Annotated in this window: 28 protein-coding genes; 24 read left to right on the top strand and 4 right to left on the bottom strand. The window is 58.9% G+C overall.

What is annotated here, in order from left to right; translation table 11 throughout:
• Positions 1-157: 157 nt before the first annotated feature.
• The 24 genes from D0550_RS37235 to D0550_RS27460 all read left to right on the top strand — a co-directional run bounded on the left by D0550_RS37235 (position 158) and on the right by D0550_RS27460 (position 17,882).
• Positions 158-472 carry a PLDc N-terminal domain-containing protein gene (locus tag D0550_RS37235; protein WP_116812422.1) on the top strand — a complete coding sequence of 105 codons (315 nt, stop codon included), beginning with the start codon at positions 158-160 and terminating at the stop codon, positions 470-472.
• Between the two features lie 99 nt (positions 473-571).
• Positions 572-994, top strand: a complete 423-nt coding sequence (locus D0550_RS27605) for a DUF4288 domain-containing protein (RefSeq protein WP_116812451.1) — start codon at positions 572-574, stop codon at positions 992-994.
• Positions 995-1,063: 69 nt separating this feature from the next.
• Positions 1,064-1,441: a VOC family protein gene (locus tag D0550_RS27600; RefSeq protein WP_116812421.1), complete on the top strand. Its 378-nt coding sequence runs from the start codon at positions 1,064-1,066 to the stop codon at positions 1,439-1,441.
• Positions 1,442-1,491: 50 nt separating this feature from the next.
• On the top strand, positions 1,492-1,995 hold the full coding sequence (locus D0550_RS27595) for a YfbM family protein (protein WP_161966089.1): 504 nt from the start codon (positions 1,492-1,494) through the stop codon (positions 1,993-1,995).
• Positions 1,996-3,089: 1,094 nt separating this feature from the next.
• Positions 3,090-3,413 (top strand): helix-turn-helix domain-containing protein, encoded by a 324-nt coding sequence (locus D0550_RS27585; RefSeq protein ID WP_116812450.1) that lies wholly within the window; start codon positions 3,090-3,092, stop codon positions 3,411-3,413.
• On the top strand, positions 3,410-4,696 hold the full coding sequence (locus D0550_RS27580; protein WP_116812418.1) for a type II toxin-antitoxin system HipA family toxin: 1,287 nt from the start codon (positions 3,410-3,412) through the stop codon (positions 4,694-4,696). Before D0550_RS27585 ends, D0550_RS27580 begins: the two co-directional genes overlap by 4 nt.
• Before the next feature lie 499 nt (positions 4,697-5,195).
• Positions 5,196-5,624 carry a hypothetical protein gene (locus D0550_RS27570; RefSeq protein WP_116812416.1) on the top strand — a complete coding sequence of 143 codons (429 nt, stop codon included), beginning with the start codon at positions 5,196-5,198 and terminating at the stop codon, positions 5,622-5,624.
• Positions 5,621-5,998 carry a hypothetical protein gene (locus D0550_RS27565; RefSeq protein ID WP_153067381.1) on the top strand — a complete coding sequence of 126 codons (378 nt, stop codon included), beginning with the start codon at positions 5,621-5,623 and terminating at the stop codon, positions 5,996-5,998. Before D0550_RS27570 ends, D0550_RS27565 begins: the two co-directional genes overlap by 4 nt.
• A gap of 232 nt (positions 5,999-6,230) precedes the next feature.
• Positions 6,231-6,803, top strand: coding sequence for a hypothetical protein (locus tag D0550_RS34745; RefSeq protein WP_153067380.1), 573 nt, complete (start codon positions 6,231-6,233; stop codon positions 6,801-6,803).
• A 649-nt stretch (positions 6,804-7,452) separates the two neighbouring features.
• A complete protein-coding gene (locus tag D0550_RS27550) occupies positions 7,453-8,016 on the top strand; it encodes a GNAT family N-acetyltransferase (protein ID WP_161966088.1) in 564 nt (187 codons plus the stop codon).
• Positions 8,017-9,083: 1,067 nt separating this feature from the next.
• The gene (locus tag D0550_RS27540; protein WP_116812449.1) at positions 9,084-9,425 is read left to right on the top strand and encodes a YciI family protein; all 342 of its coding nucleotides are present in this window, start codon (positions 9,084-9,086) and stop codon (positions 9,423-9,425) included.
• A gap of 75 nt (positions 9,426-9,500) precedes the next feature.
• The gene (locus D0550_RS27535; protein ID WP_116812448.1) at positions 9,501-9,908 is read left to right on the top strand and encodes a VOC family protein; all 408 of its coding nucleotides are present in this window, start codon (positions 9,501-9,503) and stop codon (positions 9,906-9,908) included.
• A 13-nt stretch (positions 9,909-9,921) separates the two neighbouring features.
• Positions 9,922-10,401 (top strand): DUF6174 domain-containing protein, encoded by a 480-nt coding sequence (locus tag D0550_RS27530; RefSeq protein WP_153067379.1) that lies wholly within the window; start codon positions 9,922-9,924, stop codon positions 10,399-10,401.
• 7 nt (positions 10,402-10,408) lie between these two features.
• A complete protein-coding gene (locus tag D0550_RS27525; protein WP_116812409.1) occupies positions 10,409-11,122 on the top strand; it encodes a hypothetical protein in 714 nt (237 codons plus the stop codon).
• A complete protein-coding gene (locus D0550_RS27520) occupies positions 11,109-11,672 on the top strand; it encodes a hypothetical protein (protein WP_116812408.1) in 564 nt (187 codons plus the stop codon). Before D0550_RS27525 ends, D0550_RS27520 begins: the two co-directional genes overlap by 14 nt.
• A gap of 176 nt (positions 11,673-11,848) precedes the next feature.
• Positions 11,849-12,310, top strand: coding sequence for a hypothetical protein (locus D0550_RS27515; protein WP_153067378.1), 462 nt, complete (start codon positions 11,849-11,851; stop codon positions 12,308-12,310).
• Positions 12,311-12,400: 90 nt separating this feature from the next.
• Positions 12,401-12,862 (top strand): SRPBCC family protein, encoded by a 462-nt coding sequence (locus D0550_RS27510; RefSeq protein WP_116812406.1) that lies wholly within the window; start codon positions 12,401-12,403, stop codon positions 12,860-12,862.
• 10 nt (positions 12,863-12,872) lie between these two features.
• The gene (locus D0550_RS27505) at positions 12,873-13,379 is read left to right on the top strand and encodes a hypothetical protein (RefSeq protein ID WP_116812405.1); all 507 of its coding nucleotides are present in this window, start codon (positions 12,873-12,875) and stop codon (positions 13,377-13,379) included.
• An 88-nt stretch (positions 13,380-13,467) separates the two neighbouring features.
• On the top strand, positions 13,468-14,061 hold the full coding sequence (locus D0550_RS27500) for an AbiU2 domain-containing protein (protein WP_116812404.1): 594 nt from the start codon (positions 13,468-13,470) through the stop codon (positions 14,059-14,061).
• Positions 14,062-14,153: 92 nt separating this feature from the next.
• Positions 14,154-14,519, top strand: coding sequence for a hypothetical protein (locus D0550_RS27495; RefSeq protein ID WP_116812403.1), 366 nt, complete (start codon positions 14,154-14,156; stop codon positions 14,517-14,519).
• Between the two features lie 61 nt (positions 14,520-14,580).
• Entirely contained in the window at positions 14,581-14,895 is a 315-nt protein-coding gene (locus D0550_RS27490; RefSeq protein ID WP_153067377.1) for a hypothetical protein, read from the top strand.
• Entirely contained in the window at positions 14,892-15,551 is a 660-nt protein-coding gene (locus D0550_RS27485) for a hypothetical protein (RefSeq protein ID WP_153067376.1), read from the top strand. The genes D0550_RS27490 and D0550_RS27485 overlap by 4 nt, the downstream gene beginning before the upstream one ends.
• Before the next feature lie 1,025 nt (positions 15,552-16,576).
• The gene (locus D0550_RS27470; protein WP_116812398.1) at positions 16,577-16,972 is read left to right on the top strand and encodes a hypothetical protein; all 396 of its coding nucleotides are present in this window, start codon (positions 16,577-16,579) and stop codon (positions 16,970-16,972) included.
• A 460-nt stretch (positions 16,973-17,432) separates the two neighbouring features.
• Complete coding sequence (locus D0550_RS27460) at positions 17,433-17,882, top strand: NUDIX hydrolase (protein WP_116812396.1); 450 nt, start codon at positions 17,433-17,435, stop codon at positions 17,880-17,882.
• Positions 17,883-17,896: 14 nt separating this feature from the next.
• Here D0550_RS27460 and D0550_RS27455 read toward each other — a convergent pair whose 3' ends face one another.
• From D0550_RS27455 to D0550_RS36175, 4 genes are read right to left on the bottom strand one after another with little or no spacing between them, the layout of a single operon-like run.
• Positions 17,897-18,679 (bottom strand): SDR family NAD(P)-dependent oxidoreductase, encoded by a 783-nt coding sequence (locus D0550_RS27455; protein ID WP_116812395.1) that lies wholly within the window; start codon positions 18,677-18,679, stop codon positions 17,897-17,899.
• A gap of 3 nt (positions 18,680-18,682) precedes the next feature.
• The gene (locus tag D0550_RS27450) at positions 18,683-20,311 is read right to left on the bottom strand and encodes a class I adenylate-forming enzyme family protein (RefSeq protein WP_161966086.1); all 1,629 of its coding nucleotides are present in this window, start codon (positions 20,309-20,311) and stop codon (positions 18,683-18,685) included.
• Between the two features lie 26 nt (positions 20,312-20,337).
• A complete protein-coding gene (locus D0550_RS27445) occupies positions 20,338-21,036 on the bottom strand; it encodes an SDR family NAD(P)-dependent oxidoreductase (RefSeq protein ID WP_116812393.1) in 699 nt (232 codons plus the stop codon).
• Positions 21,033-22,829 (bottom strand): acetyl/propionyl/methylcrotonyl-CoA carboxylase subunit alpha, encoded by a 1,797-nt coding sequence (locus D0550_RS36175; RefSeq protein ID WP_116812392.1) that lies wholly within the window; start codon positions 22,827-22,829, stop codon positions 21,033-21,035. Before D0550_RS36175 ends, D0550_RS27445 begins: the two co-directional genes overlap by 4 nt.
• Positions 22,830-22,875: the final 46 nt, after the last annotated feature.

The following is a 22,875-nucleotide window of genomic DNA, read 5'->3' as shown; positions in this document are numbered from 1 at the left end:
GTGAAATGCGCGATAAGTGCCAGAGATCGGACGAAAGCGATAGGCAGAGCTGGGCTGATTCGGGGATACACCGCACTTTTGCGGCGTGCAGAAATGCGGCGCGGTGGGGAGTGCCGCACTTCGGCGGTCTATATAAGAGTTATGCGGTGAAAGAATAATGAACCGACTAGAGAAGGCAATAGTCTTCAGTGCGCTGGTGGCTCAATGCGTGGTCATCGCGCTTGGTGTGTTTGGCCTGAGTTCGGAGCCGCCTCGTCCATCCAGTGCACCGCGATCAGCACTTGCACTTACGCTGCTTCTCAGTATTGCGGCGATCGTCCTTCTCCTTCGTGACCTCTACAAGCGGGAGTTTCCCAATCCCAACTCCAAACTTACTTGGTTGTTGGTAATGGCGTTTACTGGAGGTATCGGGATACTGATCTACGCTTTTCGTCATGCCGTACATCCGAGAACGAAGCTGGCACATGCATAACAAGGGAATCGAGTCCGCGTGCCGCGCGTGCCCGACTCGCAAAGGCGAAGCGCCTTTGGCGGCTCATTCGCGGCGTTGGGCATCAGAGATGAAATCGTAATGAGAGACGTGTCTCCGGTCGATTGGTATGTCGGAACGTATCAGCTTCGGTTTGTCGAGTTGGGGGACAAAGGAAACGAGGATCCGACACGTCGATTCTTGACGTGGGAAAATACCGTACTCGTCAAGGCTAAAAGCTTGAGCGAAGCACATCGCAAGATCACCAGAATCGGCAAGAGCACGCGCCCATACAAAGGCGGCCCGGACGCAGTCGAGGTGCAGTGGGTGTTCGAAGGTGTCGTGGAACTACTTCCGGTTTACGACGAGATCGAAGACGGCGTGGAAATCATGTGGGGTGAGCTACGCCGAAGTCTCAAGAAGATTCGTTCGCTAGCGAAGCGCGCGAGCGAGTTCAAACAGCACAAGACCAGCCCAACAAGCCGTTCAACCAGATCGCGCGCGAAAGCGCGCACTCCGGGTTAACGGCGGCGTTGGGTGTGCGGTGATGATGCCTAACAAAGCGATCGAGATCAGATGGAGTAAACAGTAATCATGCACAAGAGCAGGCTCGGCAACATCACTATCGACTGCCAAACCGACGACTTGTTGTCGGCGGCACAATTTTGGAGTTCTGCACTGGGTTACCCGCTGCCGGAAGATCACGATGCGAGCAGTGGGTTTATCAAGCTCGTAACTCCGCCTGGCGATGTACAGGTCATTATTCAGCGGGTTGACCATCAATCGAGGGCACATCTTGACATTGAGACGGATTCGATAGACTCGGAAGTTGCGCGTCTTGAGCGATTTGGCGCAACAGTCGTATCCCGCAAGGATGGCTGGGTGGTAATGCAAGCTCCAAGTGGACATCGGTTCTGTGTTGGAAGTCCATATCGTGATGGATTCGATCAGGGTGCCAGCACTTGGGGCTGATGCCTTACCTGGGCTCACGCGGGACGTTTCGCTTAGGAGATAACAGAATCATGGGATGCCTCGGGGTTCACTTCGCCATCTCGGCTGACGATGTGCAGCGGCTAAAGTCCATTGCCGATGAACAGGAGCGTTTGAATCATCTCAAGGAGGAGATTGAAGAGTCCTATTTCGAGAAATCTCCGCAATTTTTCGCCGAGAGCGACAAAGCGTGGGATGCGATGCACAGGGCACTCTCGGATGGAAAGCTATCTTGGAACGGAGGAGCGTATCCGCTCAATCACACCGTTCTTGGCGGCGAACTGCTCTACACCGACAGCGACTACATCATGAGCCTAAAGTCGCCGGAGCAGGTTCGAGAAATAGCCGGCGCTCTTGCAGCCATCGACGAGGCACAGTTCCGCAGTCGCTACTTCGCCATCGACGCCGCCGACTATGACTTCGACTTGTCGGAAGAAGATTTTGGATATACCTGGGAGTGGTTCAAGAATGTCCGAGAGCTCTTCACCAGAGCGGCGGCAGAGGAACGCTATGTTCTGTTCACAGCAGACCAGTAGGAGCCCAACAATGCTATCAACGCGATGTGCGAAGACGCACGCGTTGTAGTGGACGTTACAAGTGCAGAGCGAGCAACAAGAGGCCGTCATGAACCGAGTCTTTACCTGGAAAGTATTGGGCGTCGCCGTCGGACTAGCTCTGTGCGCCGGAGTCATTTGCCTAGTCACCGGCAATACGGGCATGGCGTCAGCGCTGTTCGTTGTCGCCGTGCTTGAAGGAATGGTCGGTGCAGGTGTAGTTGGAGTTGTTCGCGCTCGGCATAAAGGAAAGCATCCTGCTACGCTTTGAGCGTTCAGTTCCCCCGTGCCGCGCACTTATAACGATCCGCTGGTACCGGCGGCCAAATCGCTGCGCACTTTGACCGTGGCACAGCGTCGGCGTTGGGCTGGATAGCAATGTTGCCTCCTCCCGAGGTATTACCCACGTATGAAGCTTCGCTTCGGGAGCTGCCCATCCTCGCGCTCTCCATGCCTGCGAGTACATGGAGCGAAGATCTGGTTCGGTATGTCGCCAGCCTCATCGCGCTCTTGCATGGGCAGTCGACGCTTGCTGAGGCTTACCAAGACTTTACAGCTGGGGAAGCCGATCGATGGCTCAAAGCCTACTATGACCAGCCAATGTAACGCCCAACGAAGCCATGCACGCAACGTGCGAAACGCACGCGCGTGATGCTGGCGTTGGCCCAGAAGCGTGCGATGGGCCTCGCACTTTGAGGCGCGCTCCAGTCCGCATGTGCCAGCGCGCGCAAACTCTGTCACTCCAAGCCGCGCGGGTCCAAGATCGGAACGGAATTTAACATTCGGCACTCCAGCAGGAGGATGCAGCTTGGAGAGTCGAGCCCGCCCTTCTTCTCCGATTGCCAGAATCCAAAGGCCGTCCACCTGCAGCCCTGATCCTCGCGCTTGGGCCACAGCGAAACCTGTTGCGCCACCTTTCCGGTCGAGGATAGCAGCCCTTAATAGCTCCGATAGGAACACTTTTCCGGTTTTAGCGCCCCGTATAGAGCGCTTATTGACCTTAGGAACGCTTGAATCCATAATCGTTCCCATGGGAGCTACAATCGCTTCTTAGCATCTCCATGAGAGTCTTTAACATGCAGCCCCCGCTCTCCCCGCCCATCGCTCGTGCGATTGCGAAGCTGGGCCACGATCTGTCGTTGGCCCGGCGCCGGCGACACATTTCCCAAGCCTCCTTGGCCGAGCGCATGGAGGCGTCGCTGTCGACAGTGCGCCGCATGGAGAAAGGCGACCCCAGGGTGCCACTGCACTTTCTTGCCCGGGCCCTCCAAGTTCTGGGTGAACTGCCTGCGCTAACCAATCTGCTGGATACGGCGCGTGACGATGTGGGCCTGTCATTGATGGATGAGCAGTTACCCAAGCGGGTACGACGCAAGACGAACGTCACGGGAGCGCGATGAGCGCCGTTACCTCACGTCGCGAAGTAGAAGTCTGTCTCGGCCAAGCGGGCCTCAAGCTCGGCACGTTGGTCTATACCCGCCACGGACAGCGACAGAACAGCGCCTTCGCCTATGACCAAGGCTGGTTGCACGACCCGGAGCGCTTCAATGTCTCGGCCGATTTAGATCTGCGTCCGGACTATCAGTACCGCCGCGCTCGCTCGCCGCATGATTCGGTATTCCATGGCGCCATCGCCGATACTGCGCCCGATGCCTGGGGCCGACGCGTCATCGCACGCGACCATGCCAAGCGCAGGCGCGAAGATCCCCGTCTTTCGGCACTGACTGAAATGGACTATCTGCTTGCTGTGGACGACTTCAGCCGCGTTGGCGCGCTGCGCTTGCGCGACGACGAGAACCACTATCACCGTACGGTCGGGGAAGGACGGCGCAGTACGCCGCCGCTGATCGAACTGGAGCGAATCTATCACGCCAGCCGCGCAGTCGAACGCGGCCTGGAGACCGCAGATGACCTGCGCTATCTGCGCGGCAAAGGCACGTCGCTTGGCGGCATGCGTCCCAAATGTACGATCCTCGATGAGGACGGCACGCTCGCAATTGGCAAATTTCCCAGCGTGCTGGACACACGCAGCGTAACGCGCGGCGAGGTGCTCGCGCTGAAACTGGCACACCGAGCCGGCATCGATGCCGCGCCAGCACGCATCGTACAGTTGGACGACATTCCCATCGCCGTCATCACCCGCTTCGATCGGGACGCGGAGCACGCTCGCATCCCGTATCAATCAGCGGCGTCCGTGCTCCAGGCATCGCGAGAGGAAGATCGCAGCTATACCGAGATCGCACTTGCCCTCCGCAGCATCGGCTACACCCCCATTCCGGATATCCAGCAACTCTGGCGCCGACTGCTCTTCAACCTGTTGATCACCAACGTCGACGACCACCTGCAAAATCTCGGCTTTCTGCACATGACCCATGGCCAGTGGCGGCTGGCACCGGCGTTCGATGTCAATCCATTCCCGGACAAGGACCGCGAATCCAAGACCTGGCTGAGCGAAGATGACGGCCCGATCACCGACATCGGCATGTTGCTGGCACGCAGTGGAGATTTCGCACTGAACCAGCAGCAGGCGCTGGCGACCCTGGCACAGGTCCATGCGGCCGTGTCGGACTGGCGCGCCCTCGCCCGCTCCGAGACCGTGGGCCTGCGGGCCGGGGAATTAGATGATTTCGCGCCGGCGTTCGAGCACGAACAGATGGACGCCGCAGCCGACGCGCTCCGTTGACATATCTACCCCGTTCATTTCGGGAGGTGGGCGTCCGCCAGCCCAAGGTCCACGAATTGTTAGTGGGCCCCAAGAGCAGAGGCGGCTCGAGGTCCGGCGAGTCAGTCGACTAAGCGCCCCCTTGCTCATTGCGATGACCTGCGAGATTGACGCTGCCCGCGATACGGCACTATCTTGATCGCCGGATGGAGGGCGGCGCAGGTCAAGGGAAGAGCAATGCAGTCTGACAGCGCCCGCAAGGCGAGAGGCCGCAAAACACGGCGGCCTTGGTCCCACTATTGGCTACTTTGGCCAATCCTGTTGGATGCGGACAAAGAAAAGCGCAACGGCCGACTGTTGACGCCGCGCGAATGGTTCGGCTGGGGAATGGTCGGGCTGGTCATTGTTCTAGCTGTAATCTTCACGTAGAGCATAAATGCGGCCGACAGCAAAAGCGCGCCCAACAATGTGCTGCATGCGACGAGCGAAGACGCACGCAAGCACGGACGTTGGGCCTAGCATGCGAGAGTTCGTTCCGGTGGCTCGCGCTCTTTGGTACCTGCTTACCGGCGTCATGCCTGCAACCATGCCGCTATTCCTAGCGATGGCGTTTCTCGATTGGTACGCGAAGCTGTTGGCTCTTGCCGGCTTCCTTGGCTTGATCGCAGCAGCCCTGGCACACCCTGATCGCGAGCATCCCCGCGTTACGAGCGTTATAGTGCTGATGCTGTTGTGTGGCGTGCTCCTGGCAGGCCCGAATGCTTACCGAGTTGTTCAACATTTCGGTGAGAGCTCGATTAGCGCACTCGATGTGATGATTCTGGCGGCCGTCATTTCAGCAGCTTCATACCTGGTGGAGACCTGCCTGGCGATGTTGCGTCCCAAGCGGGGGACCAATCCGCCCAACAGTAGCCTGGAGGGCGAAGGAACGCAGCGGAAGATCTCATGAAACCTCCTACCTTGAACCAAAAGCGCCTGGTCGCAGGTCTCTGGTTTGTCGTGTTCCTGTTCGCTGTCGGCAATGAATATTTGGCGTGGGGCTTCTTTGGTGATTCAGCCAAACTCTTCCGTGTTGCCGTGATGTGGGCTGGGGTATTGGCTCTCGTCCGGTTCGTACCAAAAATGGCCGAGGAAATCGATGCCGAAAATGCCGCGAAGCGAGCACTGGAAGAGGCCGCTGAACGCGCACGCGACAAATCCAATGACGCAGCCGAGACTGATCGCCTTCGGCGCTCCATTGGAATGCCGCTTAACTCCTCACGAGAACCTGCCGCCCAACGATCCGCTACAGCCGATCGCCGCGAGAATGCAGCGCCGGACTGAGCGGTAACGCAGGCGCAGCCGCGGATCCAAGGTCAGAGCGGAATTTAACATTCGGCACTCCAGCTGGAGGATGCAGCCGGAGCGTCGAGTCCGCCCCTCCTTCTGCGATTGCCAGAACCCAAAGGCCGTCCACCTGCCGCCGATTCGCACGCCTGAACCCGCTTTACTCTCGCCGCTTGGGCAACAGCGAAACCTGCTCAGCCGCCTTTCCCGTCGAGGATGGACGAACCCAGTGATTTCGGAAATCGCCGAGAACTGTCCGAACGGGTTCCTCTCGACCCGGCATCTCGGCTACATTGACGACTATGGCGTTGAGAACACCAGTAACGCCGCAGGGAACGACTCACTGTCGACCAAGCTGGCCGACACACTAATGCCTACAGCAGCCAGCGTACGCGCGCGTTGCACGCCCGACTCAGCTGGGAGCGCTAGCCAGGAGAGAACAACAATGAGCTACGACATCTATCTCTATCACCCCTCCGTACGGGAAGAATCCGAGCATGGTCGAGAGCTGGATGAATTCTCTCACCCATCACTGCACAAATCCGCCGTTACTCAATTCCTTCGCGGACTGGAGCAATACGGTTATGAACTGCAGTCGCAGACTGCTGAACGCAAGACCTTCACCAAGCCCGTGGGCGAAGCTCAGATCGATGTATCGGTCTATGACACTGAGATCGCCTTCACTGTTGCCGCAGGAGATGCAGACGGCATTTTCGAAGCGCTTCAAGATGCTTCGGAGTTGTGCGACTCAGAGCATATGGTGCTGTTCGATCCGCAGACTGGCGAATGGCAAGATGGTTAACAGGCCTGCATAAGCCTACCGGCGCGTGCAAAGCTAGAGCCTATACAACTGACAAATGCAAAACTCGGGAAGAGCAACGCTAGCCTTCGGGTCAGCGTGAAAAGGACACGAGAGGCTGGAATGATCGGACATCGTCGGAGAGATCGCCGGTGGCGCATTGAAGTTCATCGGCCGCCTCTTCCTTGAGGTCGTCTTCGAATTTCTGATCAAGGGTTCCGGCTTTATTCTATGCAGCCCCTTTAGTCGCAGAAAGTTGGACCCAGATAGCGGGCTTGTTGTGGTCGTAGGTCTGGTGTTCTGGGTTGCAGTTGGAGTGGGGATCTATGCAATCAGACGCCAGCTGTAGTTTGCGGAACCAGTGGGGGCGTTCGGCATCATACGATGGATAGGTACACTGCCCTGCTTTTCGTGTTGGTTCTCGTCGCGGCTGCGATCGCCGCCCTGACATATCGACGGGCTGGCGAGCCTCGCAAACGAAAGACACGGTCCGTGGGCGGATTTGCCTGGGCTTTGATGTTTCTTGGTGGTGGACGCATGCCGCCGCCTCCACCTCAGTCGCAGATTGAGCAAGAGGCCGGCGAGAGAAAGAACCGAGAGATTGGCCGTAATGGAGACAGTCAATGAGCTCAAGGTCGGAGTGCGCTCATTCATGGCCACGCGTTCGGAGCCGAACAACGTGCTGCACGGGACGTTAGCCGGTATACAGATCGAACCAGCCACCTCGCGGGAGTGCCGGGCTATCGCGGAGGTACACGTTGAGTCGTGGCAGCATGCGTACAAGGGCCTCATTCCTGACCAATACCTCGCATCTCTATCGGTGCCCGAGCGTGAAGCCATGTGGCTTCGCATGCAGGAGCAGCAACCGTCTCATCTGCTCATTGCCCGCGATGCAGGCCAGGTTGTCGGGTTCGTTGCCTTTGGCGCGTCGCGCGACTCGGGAGCACCTGAGGATCAAGGCGAGATCTGGGCGATCTACGTCAAGCCCGCGTTTTGGTCTGCTGGTGTCGGACGGCTCCTCTGTCTGGCAGCGTTGCAGCAGCTTGATGTCGAAGGCTACGGCGCAGTCAGTCTGTGGGTGATTGTTGGCAATCAGCGCGCCATCCGCTTCTATGAGCACGCCGGCTTCGTCCTTGCGCCGGCGTCGCGCAAGCAGTTCGAGCTCGGCGGCGCAATGTTGGAGGAAGTTCGCTATGTCAAGGCACATGCCAGCTGACCCTTCGCTGCACCCGAAGCGCTACAGCGCCCTTCCATAATGCTTCGCTACGAGGGACGCTGTCGATCTGTACTCGCGGTTTGGTTTTCAGCCACTGAGACGGCCAGAGGAAATGATGGGGTGTTACAAGTGAGAACATGCCCAACAAGCGTTTCGCAGGCTCGTGGCAGAGGCTAACGAATTCGGCTCTTGACTGCGGACGGGCATGAAGTGATCTCGGAGATCGCCGAGAACTGGCCGAACGAGTTCATCTCGACCCGCCTTCACTTCGCTTCGGCAACGACGCAACTCAGATCGAACGTCGGGCGGCATGGGAAAGACAGATGTATTACGGAAGTACCACGGAAGCGACAGACTTTGCCCCGCAAGACAGAACGACACGGCTTGTCCGTGGTGTGCTGTGCTTCGTGCCCCGTGCCAATCCCGATTTCGAGCCACTCCTCTCACGGGTGCGGAGGTGGCTTGTTGAGATCGACGAGTCCGGCCGAGCACAGCGAGAGGTTGCGATTGGGGATGACGGCGCGCCATTGTTTGCGGCGCCTGACGAGCGCAATACTGGTTTCTGGACTGACTCAGACAGAGCGTTCGCGGAGTCTGAGCTGGTGCCTTTGTCCGCGCTGGAGTTCGAGCAGCTGTGGTCGCATTCCCAACAATGCGTTGACAAGGCGACGCCCGAAACGCGCGCGCGGAGCTCAGCCGGCGAATAGTGATTGGGGAAAGCGTGCTGTGCTAACCGATCCAGATGGCTACCAAATAGAGTTAGTCGAAGCATGACAACCTGCGTTGTCTGCTTCTGTCCTCTCAGTCGCAAGCGTGCTCTTGCGTGTCAGCCGAAAAGGCCCGACGCAGAGCCGAATCGACTTTAAAATCGATGTGCAGTGTTGCATCTGTGGCTATTATTTTGCGGAAAGCGGTGACTCTCTGGTGTACGCGTACGGTCCGGACGAAGATGGACTATTCCGAACGACCATCTGCAGCCGCACAAGGGCGGCCACGGAAGCGGTGAAGGACATCGAGGTGCTCGATACTCTCGTAGCACCGCCATCAATCTCTAAAGGATGAGCACCATGGCCAAGTACCTGATCTCCTTCCCCAGCGCAGCAATGGTCGTGCCCGAAGGCGAGTGGGAGGCGGTGGGCCGCGATGCGCATGCTGTGATCGACCAAGCAAAGGCCGCCGGCGTCTACGTCTTCGGCGGCGGCATCGACGAAGGCGTGCCGCCCGTGCTCGTCTCGGCTGACGGCGCGGTCGCTGAAGGCGGCTATCCCTGGGCGCCCGCGCTCAACGGCGGCTTCACCGTGTTGGAACTGCCCTCGCGCGACGAGGCGGTTGCGTGGGCCGCGCGCATCGCCAAGGCCTGTCGTTGTGACCAGGAGCTGCGCGTCTTCCAGTTCGACCCGCAGTCCTGAGGGCGGCGCCGAAATGGTTTGCTCGCAGCTCAGCCCGAGCATTGGGCTCAAAGAACCAACAAGGATTATCCAGCGGTGAGCCTGTCATTTCATATCGACTTCAACGGCCAATGCGAGGAGGCATTCCGCTTCTATACCGAGCACCTTGGCGGAAAGATCGGAACCATGCTTCGGGTCAAGGACTCTCCGATCCCGGCATCGTCAGAGTCACATGGACAGAAGATTGTTCACGCAAACATTTGCATAGACGGTGTTGCGCTGGCTGGCGCCGACGTAGAACCGGACAGGTATGAGAGTCCGAAGGGATTCTATGTGCTGCTTGGCGTCGATTCCGAAGAGAAGGTCAGATCTTTTTTCAATGCGTTGCAGACAGATGGACAAGTTGTGCTTGCACCTCAAAGGACATTTTGGTCGCCTTGCTACGCAATTGTGGTTGACCGTTTTGGGGTCCCGTGGAAGCTCAACTATGGGGCCGGCCAATGAGTGTTTTGGCACCATGACCTTCCGGCTCTGCGTGTTTGCACTGACCGCTCTGCCATTGCTGGCGAGTGCTGGCGAATGTTCGCAGGACGCACTGAACGAAGGCCGGGCCAAGTGGGCGGCAGCAAAGGTCAAGTCCTATCGATTCATACTCTGGGAATGGGCGGATGCTGCATCCACGTTCGATCGATCACCCGTGAGAGTGACAGTATCGGACGGCAAGGTGATCTCCTCACGATTTCTTCACTACGCTTCTCAGCGGAGCACTGAGCTCGAGTTCGACATCACCGAGCTCGAAGCAGCCGACATCGCGGAACGCGACACGATTCCAAACCTGTTTACCCTCATCGAGAGACATCTGGAGCAGACGGATTTGAGACAGTCCTGCACTTTGCATCCTGACCTCGGCTTTCCGCTGACCTTTAATTACAGTCACATCAACCGGTCTCATGGCGCATACAGGTTCAGCGTTTCTGACTTCGAGGTTCTGGAGTGATCTGCCTATGGCCGCTTTGAGCTTCGTCGGTAAGAAAACAGACCCTGCATTCCTACCGGCGCTCATCGCCCTGCTGCTATCGATAGCGCTTCCTCTGCAAATCCTGGTCGTTGGCTCGCCAATCAGTCATCCCGATCCCGAACGGTTTGCGCAGCTTCATCTGCACGACGGCTTCTGGTGGCGCGCAATACTCACCTTCGCCTATTTCCCGGCCGTGCTCCTGCTTCACCTGCTCGCACAGCCGGCGGACCGACACTTTCGGACCCTATTTCTAGCGGGCTTCGGCCTGTTTCTGCTCGGCAACGGCATCGATCTCTTGTTCCGCTCCGTCCAATTCCTGGTGGCCCACGGCATCTGGGCACCGCAAATGTTGGATACCGCGGACGTTACGGGGCGCGAAGCGGCTCGCTCCAAAATACTTGCCTTCAACGAGATCGCGCCGGCCGTCGGGTTCTGCTTCTCTTTCCTGTTTGCAGTCGGCCGCGGGTTGATGGGGGCGGCGCTGCTGCTCGAAAGAAGCAAGTTGCGGCGCCTTGCCGGTCTGGCGCTTGTCACGACCGGTCTTCTCAACCTGATCATCGCGCTGACGGCAGTTCCAATGTTTTCACATCTGGCGGCTGTAGGGCCTTTCTACCTTTGGATCTGGCCGATCGGTCTGATCCTGGTGGCTATGGCGGCATGGGGACAGGGAGTCAACAAAACACGCGATGAATCTCAGTGAAGGCACGCTGTACGCGTTGATTATCGGCTGCGAGATTGCCTTCTGGGTGGCGCTGCTCTCAGGACTTGCTTTCCGGTACCTGTTGCAGTGGAACCGCGCCAGCTCCCTCCTCCTCTGGTGTGTACCTTTGATCGATGTCGTACTGCTGGCGTTCACTGTGCTGGATCTGCGCGGCGGCACGATCGCGACATTCGCGCACGGCCTGGCAACTGCTTACGTTGGGTTTACCGTAGCTTTCGGTCCGCTCGTCATAAAGTGGGCAGACCAGCGATTCGCGCACAGGTTCGGCGGCGGTCCAGCGCCGCCTGCGCCTCCGTCTCGGGGCTGGGCCGCTGTGTTCTATGAACTCAAACTCTGGGCTCATTGCCTCCTCGCGGTAGGCATCATCTACGTGCTGCTGTCTGCCGTCATCGCGGTCGTCGATCGGCCAAGCACGACACAAGCGCTGGAAATCTGGTACCGAATCCCTCTAGGGGCAGCGTTCTTCTGGTTTATCTTTGGACCGCTTTGGCAACTGGTCTTCTTCAAACGTAAGTCCAATGCAATCTAGCGCTTGCTTACCGCGCCGGGCGCGCGCCAGCGAGTCAGTCGACATAAGCGCCCCCGCCTTTCACCCCGATGACCTGCGAGATTGACGCTGCCAACGATACGGCACTATCTTGTTCGCCGGACGGAGCCGACTGCGTCCGTACCAAGCAAAACAGAAAGAAGCGGGAGAAGCGGAGCGTGCGCGTGAAGAAAATGGGATTGTTCGTGGCCCTTGCCTGGCTGTCCTCGGTGCCCGTGTCAAATGCGGGCCCTTATAGCGATGACCTGAGCAAGTGCCTGGTTTCGTCGACAACACCTTCCGACAAAGGCACCTTGGTCAAGTGGGTTTTCGCGATGGCCGCGCTGCATCCGGAAGTCAAGGGAACATCGGCCCTCACGGCCGAACAGCGTACCGAGCTGTCCAAGAACACCGCAGCCCTGTTCACCGACCTCATCGCCAAACGCTGCAAAGATAAAGCCCAGGAGGCCGTGAAGTACGAAGGCCCGAGCACGCTGGAGGCGAGTTTCTCCGTCCTGGGCCAAGCCGCGATGATGGAGTTGTTCTCCAATTCAGATGTCGCCGCAGGTCTGGCAGAACTGGGGAAATTCTTGGACACGCCCGAACTCGAGGCTGCTTTCGGACCAACAGAGTCCAATTGATAACAAGCCGCTCGCCCGACGTTGTCGGATCCTCGCGAGCCAGAACGTCTTCATCCAGAGGGACTTCCTCGGCAGCAGATTGGAGCAACCATGCCAGCACTCAAGCGACTGCAGTGGTCGGTAGACATCGCCGCACCGGCCGCCAAGGTCTACCAAATGTTGGTCGGCCCCGAGAGCTACACGCAGTGGACGTCGGCCTTCGGCGATGGCTTGTACTTTGCAGGCTCGTGGCAGGAGGGCCAACGAATCCGATTCCTGACTTCGAGCGGGCATGGGGTGACCTCGGAGATCGCCGAGAACAGGCCGAACGAGTTCCTCTCAGTCCGACATCTCGGCTACATTGACGACGATGGAGTTGAGGACACCAGCAGCGAAGCTATCCTTGCTTGGGCACCAGCCTATGAGAACTACACCTTTACGGCCACACCGCAGGGAACCAGGCTCACTGTGGACCAAGACATCACAGAGGACTTCGAGAGCATGCCGGAGGCCTGGCCGAAGGCGCTGGCGAAGCTGAAGGCACTGTGCGAGGACCGCGCTCACGGGAAATGAGGGGGGAACAGTGGTTGACGGACAGAAGATCGAGCTCGAGACCAACTACCGAATGAGCTGGGCGAACATCCTGCTCCTCTCTTCCATCGGTCTGGTCTTGGGCGTTTTCATGCTCCACGAGGCACGGACGAACACCCAGCGGCTCACCATCAACGGAGTGATCGAACTGTCCGTTGGCCATGCAACTGTGTTCTTCTGGGCTATGTCACTGTTCATGTTCGGCCTCGTGCTCCTTGCCATACTGGCCATAGTCCAGCGCCTGAGAGGCACCAACCGCATCACCATTACAACGGAGGGCTTGTGGATTCCTGGGCCGGCGTGGTCGCCGGCGCAAAGGTTCCATCCTTTCTCATCGATAGAGAGCCTGAAAGTCGTGGCAGTGTATAAATCAAGAATCCTTCAGGGCAAAACCACGCATTCCAGATTCGGCATAGCGAGTCAGAACCTCTCTTCCGCCGAAGAATTCGAAAGGATCGTCGCGCTGATACAGCAGCTGGCAAACCGCCGTGCGTCCTAATACACCCACAACAATCCGCTTCAGCCAATCGTCGCGAGAACACGGCACCAGTTGAGCGGCGCCACGGGCCCCATACCAGGAGCATTGAGTGATTGAATACTACAGGTACCTGGAACGACTAGACCAGCTCGTCTCCTTTGAGGTGGTTCCGAAGCTCGCAATATTCGACTACTTCACGGTTCACGCGAAGAAGGCGGGGGAGATTCCCGATGAGGTCGAGCCGCTACAGTGGTACTTGATATCAGCCCTCTACTCCGATATTACCTTTTCAATATTCAGACTTTTCGACACAGGCGGCGGCAGAAATATCTATCACTTCTTGAGTCACGCTCGGGACAACTTAGAATCAATTGCCTGGACAGAGCCGTTAACACCTGCCGACATCGATCGACATGATAAGATTCTTGAAGATGTTTTCGGGGCAAAAGAAAATCTGAGAAAGCGCAGGAATAAGTTCTTTGGTCACTATGACAAAGACTATTTCTATGAGCCTGACCTGATCAACGAATCATTTCCATTCAGCAACGATGACGCCAAGGCTCTTGTCAGGGCCCTTCAAACCATAATTTCTGATCATAAGCGCGCCCTTACTGGCACAGGCAGCATCAGCATTGATGGCTTTGTGTATGTGGCCGCCGAAAAGCTATACAAGAAGCTCGGGCGATCAATCGACGAAGCTTGACATTCACTTCAAGCCAACCCGAAGACGCACGCGCGCGTGATCACTGGTGTTGGCCGGGAACTCTGAGAATCAAAACAATGGGAGATCGTGGGATGAATATTGAAGGCGCCGAGCGGTCATTGTCACTTCTGGGTAAGTTCATGCTGGTGGGATACATTGGACTCCCGCTCTCGCTGGTCCTGATCGCATGGTTGGGTTCTCCGTCCGGCCAGAAAGGTCCATTCGACTCGCTAATCGCGCTGCTAGCCTTCGTGTCGCTAGTAGCGCTACTGCTTTGTCCTATTCTGATTGGCATCGTAGCGGCAAGAATCGGCAAGAGCGCAGTTGTCTGGGGCGGACTATCGTTCTTGCTCTCACCGTTCGGGCAACTCATCGGATACTTCAAGATTAAATCGGCTGTTGATGAGGCTAGTTCGATAGCGTCCAGAGCGCAGTACGAGCAGGCAATCGCCGGGTAAGCGGGCCCCGCTATCGCCGCGAGATCGCGGCACCGGTTGAATGCAGACGTTAGAGCGGAAAATGAAAATACAGCTCGAATCCGGCGTCCTATCGGGCACGGACGTTTTTCGCTTGGTGTGGCGCGGTTGGTTTTTTGGCGTCATGGCGATCTTCCTTCCACTCTTTTTGGCTTTCGGCATATTGATCGTGCTGCCCGGCTATACGAAACAGAGTCCAGCTGAGTACTTTCTGTCTCTGTTCTTACTCCCCCTGATTGCGGCCGGCCAAGGTGCGGGTGCATTTGTCCTGTTTGGCCTACGGGTTCGCCCTCCGCGCGTCAGACCAGACCTGGCCAATGGCAGTGGATCTAACAAAGCAATGGAGCCAACACAGTGAAAGCCTGGCGCGCTTCGGGAGGGAATTACGAGATGACTCGCGTATTGCTTAGCGTGGCAGCGGTAGCGCTTCTTTGTTGCACGCAGGCGATGGCATCCGAAGGTGAGCAATTGGCCTGGGCGCTATTTTTCAGGCCGATGTGTGACAAGCACATCGACGGATTTTCTTCCAAGTCAAAGCAAGCATATGAGCGACTGCGACTGCGGCACGCCGAAGCCTTTGCCGGCTACGAGGCGAACCACGACGCAGGGAGCGCGCCACCCGCGGATGCCAAGCCGGAGGGGCAAGCGCTGGAACAGCTGCAGTCCGTCTGCGAGAGCGCCCTCGATTTCGTGCTCAACGACGGGAATCCTCCTGATTCACGCTTGGCAACACCTGCTCAGACGTGGAATCTGTTCATGAGCGCGTTACGCTCGGGAGACAAAGACACGCTGGCGATCTGCTTCAGCCCTGACGCTCGCCCGAAGTACATGCAGCCACTTCGGGCAATGACCCCGGCGCAGTTGGCCGCTATGGCTAACGATTTCCTGACCTTCGATCTAACGAGCCTGTCCATGGAGGATTTTCAAGAGGGCGTCGTGAGAACGGCCGATGGTACGGCCGGAACCGTCCTGTTCGTCAGGTCGTCTCGCGGTTGGCGGATTTCTCAGCTGTAGTCGGCACACTCGCGTGCTGGGCGGCACGTTAACCTGTGAAGGATCGGACTTGTACTTACATCAGATCGCGCGGGTACTCGGACTTGGAGCCGCGCTTGCTTCGATCGCTCTATTATCGCCGGGTTTGGTGCGAGTCACATCACGCTTGCACCACTGAGCCGGGATCCCTGGGAGATCTTGAAAGCCAATGAACCGGTTCGTGTTTACTACCTGCAGCGTTACCCGAACATTGCAGTCCTGCATCGAGGGCCTGACTGGATAATGTCGATTGGGTTGGCGTTCCTGGCAACGGTCCTTCATGTCGTTGCCAGGCGCATAGCCCCTTGGGAGCGTCCACCCGACATCGCGCCGAAGAGGCGACGCACGAAACGCGCGCGACCTTAACCCAAGCGTTGGGCTCGAGAACGGAACACAGAATGTCGCCTACAATTCAAACCAAGTTCAGTCCGCTGCTCTTGCTGGGCTTGGTGGCACCCCTGATTATCTCGACCCTGGCGTGGTTTGTTCAGTTGTTCGCGAGCTTCCCTCCGCGGTCTGTTGGCGCATCGTTTACGGTGGTTGCCTTCCTTGCGTCGCCACTGCTCGAAATCCTGGCGGTGCCCATGGCGGTCACGGCCCTCTTCCGTCGCCCCGAGCTACGGACAGCAGGGAACTTATCCTTGACCATCTTTTGTTCTTCGGTTCTATTGGCTGCTGCTATTTTGGTAGCCCTTATCTTCAGGTCATGAGCACAGAAGAATCAGCACTTGAGATCGAAGCCAGACGGGCGACGGAGATGTTGCGCGGGAAAGTAGTCGCGGTTGTGTGGCGTCATCGTGAAGGAGAGATTGGCATAGAGTTCACGGATGGGACGCGGTTGTTTGTGGATCGCACCTCTGCTGGCGTGGAGTTATCGATCACGGAGGGCGAAATGCAGCCTTCGACGCAGCCATGTCGAGATAGATGACTGACGTGACCCTGAAAAGAGGCAGCCCGCACGCCATGTCGCCATCTGCAAGTTCAATGCATTGCTCGCAAGCATTACCGTGAACATCTGGAAGGAACGCTTCGACCCGGAGCGGCATGTAGACAAGATGGACCCCCGCAGACACGCTGACTACGCGGCCGATCCTCACAGAGCGCTCCGTGCGCATTGGGTTTACTTCGCCGAAGTGTCGGGCTTTACTTTCGAGTTCATGTCACTCGACCAAGTTCGTGAGTGCCTGACCTATTTCGAGCGACGTTTGCACCCGAGCTCTCGAATCGATCTCGGGGCAGCCGATCACTGGGAGGTGCAGCGGTGGTACGAGCGCATTCCGGGCCATCTCAAGTCCGACCGCAATCGCCCGGAGGTTGTGCGCATTCTCAAAGCCCTCCTGCACGCTGGCGAGAGCTGCCCAACAAGACAAGCCAGCAATGCGGGACTGAAGCGGCATCCATGAGGCACGCCGGCCTGTGTCTCGGGGCGATCGTTCTTCTTCATGCCGTTTACGCCGCACTGTGGCACGTCTGGTTCTGGAATTACGCACCTGACGGAGGCCCGGGCGGCAATTGGATGATCAGCCCAGCGATCTACTGGATACCGCTGTTTTCCTTGATCTATATCTGGTGCAGAGTCGACTCGAACCAGCGAAAGGTACGACTTCCTTTCGGCCGAGCAATGTTCGTCACCTTTTTATTTCCCATCGGCGTACCCTACTATTTCTTCCGAACCCACGCTCGACGGGAAGCACTGGTTCGTACCTGCCGGTTTCTCATTTTTGTGGCCGCCTGCCTCACTGCCTCTTGGCTGGGAGGCGAGCTCACCCATCAATACTACATAGCGCTGGCAAGCAAAGAACCATGAAAGCAGCACCAGCAGCAAAGAATGAGCCTGCTCGAAGGCATTGTAAGGGGTTGACGATGGAGCTCGAGGTAAGAAGATCCGCTCGTTTGTTTATCGTGGACAGCAATGGCAGATTGTTGCTGTTCAAGTATCACGATGAACATCAGTCGCCCTTCTGGGCGACTGCAGGTGGAGAGCTGAAGCCTGAAGAAAGCTACTTGGACGCGGCACGACGTGAGCTGCGTGAAGAGACCGGATTGGATGTTGCAATTGGCGAGTTGCTGAAAGAGCGGGATGCTGTATACGCCGTGGCCAGATCCACTCCGGCGAGGTGGCTCGAGCAGTATTTTTCCGTCAGGTGTCCAGCCCAGTCAGTCGTGCACAACCATGGCTGGACGGACGAAGAGAAATGCACGATTCAGACCTGGAAGTGGTGGAGCCTGGACGAAATGAGCGAGCAGCCAGATTCGGTGTTCAAGCCAGAGTGGCTCCCCGCCTTGCTCGAGTCAGTATTGACGTCGCCCTGATTGACGCTGGCAACCTACACGTCGTGCGCACTGCCAGCGCCGGTTAGCGTCATGAACATCAGGCTCGCCCCACCATCCACCATCAAATTCACGCCGCTGATAAAGCTCGCCCTCGGCCCGAGCAGGAACGCAATCGCCTGCGCGGCCTCCTCCGGCTGGGCGATGCGATGTAACGCGATCGCGCGCTCACGCTTGGCCCTTTCGGCGGCATTCGCGTAGACATTCGCCGTCATCGGCGTCAGCGTCGAACCGGGCGACACGCAGTTGCATCGGATGCCATCGGCACCCCACTCCACTGCCATCTGCTGAATCATCATCACCAGCGCCGCCTTGCTCGCGCTGTACATACCGAGCGGCGGCGTGGGCATTTCGCTCGCCAGCGATGAAGTCGCAACGATCGAGCCTCTCGATTCACGCAGCAGTGGATATGCAGCCTGAGCCAGCAGGAAGGTCGCACGTGTGTTCACCGAGAACACGAGCTCATAGTCCGTCACCGTCAGTGACGATAACGGCCCGACCTTGATCATGCCCGCATTGCTGACCAGCCCATCGAGCCCACCGAACGTCGCCTCAGCTCGTCGCACCACACGAGCGGGCGCTGCCTCATCCGACAAGTCGGCAACCTCAGTGATGACTTCAGCACCCAACTCACGCAGTTCAGCGGCCGCAGCGTCCAGTGCCGTGACATTCCGCCCAACGAGCAACAACTGCGCCGGCCCGCCCCACGGCTCGGCGGTCAACAACTTTGCCGTCGCGAGTCCGATGCCACTGGCGCCGCCGGTGATGATGACTCGCATGGATCAACCGCCGTTCGAGCGCAGCTGCTCGCGGAGCTTGAACTTCTGGATCTTCGTGGCCGACATGGGCCACTGCGTCACGAAGCGCACTTCACGCGGCACCTTGAAGCTCGCGAGGCGGCCCTTGCAGAACGCAATCAGCTCGGCGGCATCCGCTTGCTCGCCGGGCATCAGCTCGACGAACGCCACCACTACTTCGCCGTAGTATTCATCGGGCTTGCCAACTACCTGGGTCATTTTCACCGCCGGATGACGGCCCAGATACGCCTCGATTTCCGCGGCCGCGACGTTCTCGCCGCCCACCTTCAACATGTCCTTGATGCGCCCGTGGAAGTACACGTAGCCGTCGGCATCAAGGCTGCCGCAATCGCCGGTGCGAACCCAACCGCCGTCGAGAATGGTTGCGCGAGTCGCTGCCTCGTCCTTGTAATAAGAGTGGAACGAGTTCGGCCCGCGGAACTGAATCTCTCCCTGGGCGCCGGGAGCCGCGATCTCACCGGCCTCATCGATGATGCGAACATCGACACCGGTGATGGGCTTGCCATTGGTCCGCAGTCGCTGCTCCTCATCGGATTCTGCCGGCGTGAAGCTCACGTACCCGCTGGCTTCCGACATGCCGAACAACTGCAACGTCAGAATGCCCGGTGGCAGAAACTCCTGCATCAGCTTGTGAGTCTCGAATGGCGCCACCGCAACCATGCTGCGCACCTTCGCGAACGCCGCCTTGTCATAGTCGGGCTCGCGTAACACCGGCAGAATCAGCGTGAAGAATCCCGGATACAAATGTTCGATCTGGTGATTTCGGATCAAGCGCAGTGCCGCTGCGGCCTGGTGATGAATGGACGTCGCAAACGCAGCGCCTCGCGACACCGCCGTGGCCGTCAACCCGATCCCGCCGACGTGAAAACACGGCATGGGCACCCAGACTTTCTCGCCCGGCTGCAGATTTACTGCATCCGGATAGGTATGCACCCAGGTTTGATAAATACCTCGATGCGTGAGCTGACACGCCTTCGGTGCCGCAGTGGTGCCTGAGGTGAACAGCATGACCGAGATGTCGTCGATCGTCACCGGCGCGCCACATTGCTCCAACTCGGCCTCGGACACTGCCGAGCCCGCCGTGGCGAAGTCGACCATCGACACGAAGGGCGCGCGCTCACTGTTGCCGACCAGCACGATGTTCTCCAGATAGGGAGCATCGTCCAGTTGCAACCGTCCAGTGCTCCGTCCTGACGCCAGCGCCGGCAACGTCTGCCAGAGCAGATCGCCGAAGTTGACGTGCTCATCGATGCGGTCGGTGGTGAACAGCAGCCGAATGTCCGAAAACTTCAGCGCATACTGCAGCTCATAGCTCTTGTAGCGCGCATTGATGGTCACGGTGATCGCACCGAGCAACTGGATCGCGAAGTGCACGACGAAGAACTCGGGACAGTTCGGCATCAGCACGCCAACCCGGTCGCCGCGCCGGATGCCCTGCGCATACATGCCCTTGGCCAGCGCCGTGGCCCGTCGCAGCAGCTCGTTGTAACTCAGCGTCTCGTCATCGACGATGATGCAGGTTCGCTCGCCATGCACCCTCGCCTGCTGGCGGAGCAGCTCGCCATGCGGAGCGATGGATTCATACACACTCACGCTCGAACTCCCGACTGCCGCCATGCTTACAGCCCACCATTCACATCGATCGTCGTGCCCGTGATGTAGCTCGCCTCGTCGCTCGCCAGGAACGCGACCACGTTGGCGATTTCACTCGACCGTGCCGCACGTTTCAGCGGCGTCGTTTGCAGATACTTTTCTTTCACCGCCGGCGGCAAAACTTTACCCATGCCGGCATCGATCAATGCCGGCGCGATCGCATTCACGCGGATATTGTGCTCGGCCAGCAATCGACCCAGCGTGCCAGTGAGATTGATCACGCCTGCCTTCGACGCGCCGTAATCGATTTGCGAGGTGCCGCCGCGGCCGGCAATGGACGCCATGTTCACGATGACGCCACCGCCTGCCTCGCGCATCTGTTTTGCGACCTGCTGGCACGAATACATCACAGCGGTCACGTTGACGGCCATGCTGCGCTGGATCTGCTCGGGGGTCAGCTCCCAAAACGAAATCGGGTTGTAGTACGCCGCGTTGTTCACCAGCAGTTGAATCGGACCGAGTTCGCGGCGAATCTGTTCGAGCGTCGCGCCGAGCGCAGCGATATCGGTGAGATCGCAGTCATAGTGCGAATACTTGCCCGCATTCGCCGGCGGTCGCAGATCGAGCCCCACGACTTGATAACCCTCGCTAGCCAGGCGCTCGGCTATGGCCGCCCCCAGCTCGCCGCCTGTGCCGGTCACCAACGCAACTCGTTTCTGCTTCATTTTTCCCCCTCGCTCGCGGCCGCCAGCTTCACCAGCAAGCTGCCTCGAGCGGTCACATCGCCTTTCGCAACCAAGACTGCTTCCACGGTGCCGGCGCGTGGCGCGATGACCGGCAGCTCCATCTTCATCGCTTCCAGAATGACGAGCACCGCGCCCTTGGCGACGACCTCGCCCGCTTGCACGCACACGGCAACCACGGCGCCGCCAATCGGCGCCACCGGTTCGGATTCCGGCTTCTTCTGTTCCGTGACTCGAGAGTGGCCGCTCGCTGCACGCACCTGCCGCTGTTCGCGACGCGTGCCGAAGACGGCGACCTCGATCGTTCCTTGAGAAGTAGTGAGATGCACCCGACGCTCGCTGCTGGTTGCAGCGGCGCCAGCATGACTGGACGCTGACAATTCGCTGACTGGCGGTGCCTGCCCGATCAGCTCCGGCTGCCAGCTGCGTTCGACCGAGCCGGTATCGTGCCTGACGGCGATGAAGTCCGGCTGAGCCAGCACCGCTCGTAAATACGGTGCGGTCGTCGGCAATCCTACAACGTTCAGCTCATCGAGGGCGGTTCGCAGACGCAGTCGTGCGCTGTCGCGATCAGGCCCCTGCGCTTGCAGCTTGCCGAACATCGAATCGTAAAAGCCGCTGATGCTGTCGCCCGACTCGACGCCGAAGTCTGCTCGCAGCCACGGCCCGAGCGGCACACGCAGCGATTCGATCGTTCCCGGCTGCGGTTGGAACCCCTGCCAGGGATCTTCGGCCGCGATGCGCGCCTGCATGGCATGGCCGACGATGCGCACCTGCTCTTGGCTGAAGCCAAGCGAGGCTCCACCGGCAACTCGCAGTTGCGCGGCAACGATATCCACGCCCGTCACCATCTCGGTGACTCCGTGCTCGACCTGCAGGCGCGTATTCATTTCCAGGAAATAGAATTCGCCCGCGGCAACGTCGACCAGGAATTCGACCGTGCCAGCACTGTGATATCCCACATCTTGTGCAAGTCGAACCGCTGCCGTGGCAATGGCGCTACGTAACGCGGCGGGTAACGCCGGCGCCGGCGCTTCTTCGATCATCTTTTGGTGCCGCCGTTGCACCGAGCAATCGCGATCGCCCAAGTGAACGACGTTGCCGTGCTGGTCCCCCAACACCTGCACCTCGACGTGCCGACCGTTGGAGACATAGCGCTCCAAGTAGACATCTGCGCGGCCAAACGCGGCGTTGGACTCACGAGCGGCCTCTTCCAACGCGCTCGCAAGCTCATCGGCACTGCGCACGATGCGCATGCCACGACCGCCGCCTCCAAAGCACGCTTTGACGACCAGCGGGAACCCGATGCGCGCCGCGCTCTCTGTCGCGGCGGAAACATTCGCGACTGTGCCCGACGATCCTGGCAACAAGGGCACGCCGCTGCGTCGAGCAGCCTCGCGTGCGGCGACCTTGTCTCCCATCTGCGCAATCACATCCGGCGCAGGGCCCACGAAGATCAAACCGGCATCGATGACGGCCCGAGCAAAGTCGGCGTTCTCGCTGAGCAGACCGTAACCGGGATGCACCGCTTCGGCGCCGCTCGCGCGCGCGACGGCGATGATTCTCTCGATGTTCAGATACGACTCGCGTGCCGGTGCGCCGCCGAGGCGATGCGCCTCATCGGCGAGACGCACGTGCAGAGCGCCCTCATCCGCGTCGCTGTAAACAGCGATGGCTCGAATGCCGAGCTCACGACACGCTCGAATGACGCGAACCGCGACCTCACCGCGATTGGCGATCAATACCGAGGTAAATTTTCGGGCTGCCGCGCTCAAAACAGACTCTCCAGCGCCTGCGCCGAGTACGGGCGCAGCTCATCGA

The sequence above is a fragment of the Steroidobacter cummioxidans genome (genome assembly GCF_003104955.1).
The sequence above is the reverse complement of the archived record's forward strand: the minus strand, read 5'-3'. Positions and strand labels throughout refer to the sequence as shown.

Coding starts and splice junctions, on each gene's coding strand:
- D0550_RS27570 (WP_116812416.1), top strand. CDS start 5,196: ATGCGAGAGTTCGTTCCGGTGGCTCGCGCTCTTTGGTACCTGCTTACC.
- D0550_RS27445 (WP_116812393.1), bottom strand. CDS start 21,036: ATGAAGCAGAAACGAGTTGCGTTGGTGACCGGCACAGGCGGCGAGCTG.
- D0550_RS27455 (WP_116812395.1), bottom strand. CDS start 18,679: ATGCGAGTCATCATCACCGGCGGCGCCAGTGGCATCGGACTCGCGACG.
- D0550_RS27595 (WP_161966089.1), top strand. CDS start 1,492: ATGGGATGCCTCGGGGTTCACTTCGCCATCTCGGCTGACGATGTGCAG.
- D0550_RS27600 (WP_116812421.1), top strand. CDS start 1,064: ATGCACAAGAGCAGGCTCGGCAACATCACTATCGACTGCCAAACCGAC.
- D0550_RS27510 (WP_116812406.1), top strand. CDS start 12,401: ATGCCAGCACTCAAGCGACTGCAGTGGTCGGTAGACATCGCCGCACCG.
- D0550_RS27525 (WP_116812409.1), top strand. CDS start 10,409: ATGGCCGCTTTGAGCTTCGTCGGTAAGAAAACAGACCCTGCATTCCTA.
- D0550_RS27490 (WP_153067377.1), top strand. CDS start 14,581: ATGAAAATACAGCTCGAATCCGGCGTCCTATCGGGCACGGACGTTTTT.
- D0550_RS37235 (WP_116812422.1), top strand. CDS start 158: ATGAACCGACTAGAGAAGGCAATAGTCTTCAGTGCGCTGGTGGCTCAA.
- D0550_RS27530 (WP_153067379.1), top strand. CDS start 9,922: ATGACCTTCCGGCTCTGCGTGTTTGCACTGACCGCTCTGCCATTGCTG.
- D0550_RS27495 (WP_116812403.1), top strand. CDS start 14,154: ATGAATATTGAAGGCGCCGAGCGGTCATTGTCACTTCTGGGTAAGTTC.
- D0550_RS27540 (WP_116812449.1), top strand. CDS start 9,084: ATGGCCAAGTACCTGATCTCCTTCCCCAGCGCAGCAATGGTCGTGCCC.
- D0550_RS27580 (WP_116812418.1), top strand. CDS start 3,410: ATGAGCGCCGTTACCTCACGTCGCGAAGTAGAAGTCTGTCTCGGCCAA.
- D0550_RS27605 (WP_116812451.1), top strand. CDS start 572: ATGAGAGACGTGTCTCCGGTCGATTGGTATGTCGGAACGTATCAGCTT.
- D0550_RS27565 (WP_153067381.1), top strand. CDS start 5,621: ATGAAACCTCCTACCTTGAACCAAAAGCGCCTGGTCGCAGGTCTCTGG.
- D0550_RS27585 (WP_116812450.1), top strand. CDS start 3,090: ATGCAGCCCCCGCTCTCCCCGCCCATCGCTCGTGCGATTGCGAAGCTG.
- D0550_RS27460 (WP_116812396.1), top strand. CDS start 17,433: ATGGAGCTCGAGGTAAGAAGATCCGCTCGTTTGTTTATCGTGGACAGC.
- D0550_RS27550 (WP_161966088.1), top strand. CDS start 7,453: ATGGCCACGCGTTCGGAGCCGAACAACGTGCTGCACGGGACGTTAGCC.
- D0550_RS27520 (WP_116812408.1), top strand. CDS start 11,109: ATGAATCTCAGTGAAGGCACGCTGTACGCGTTGATTATCGGCTGCGAG.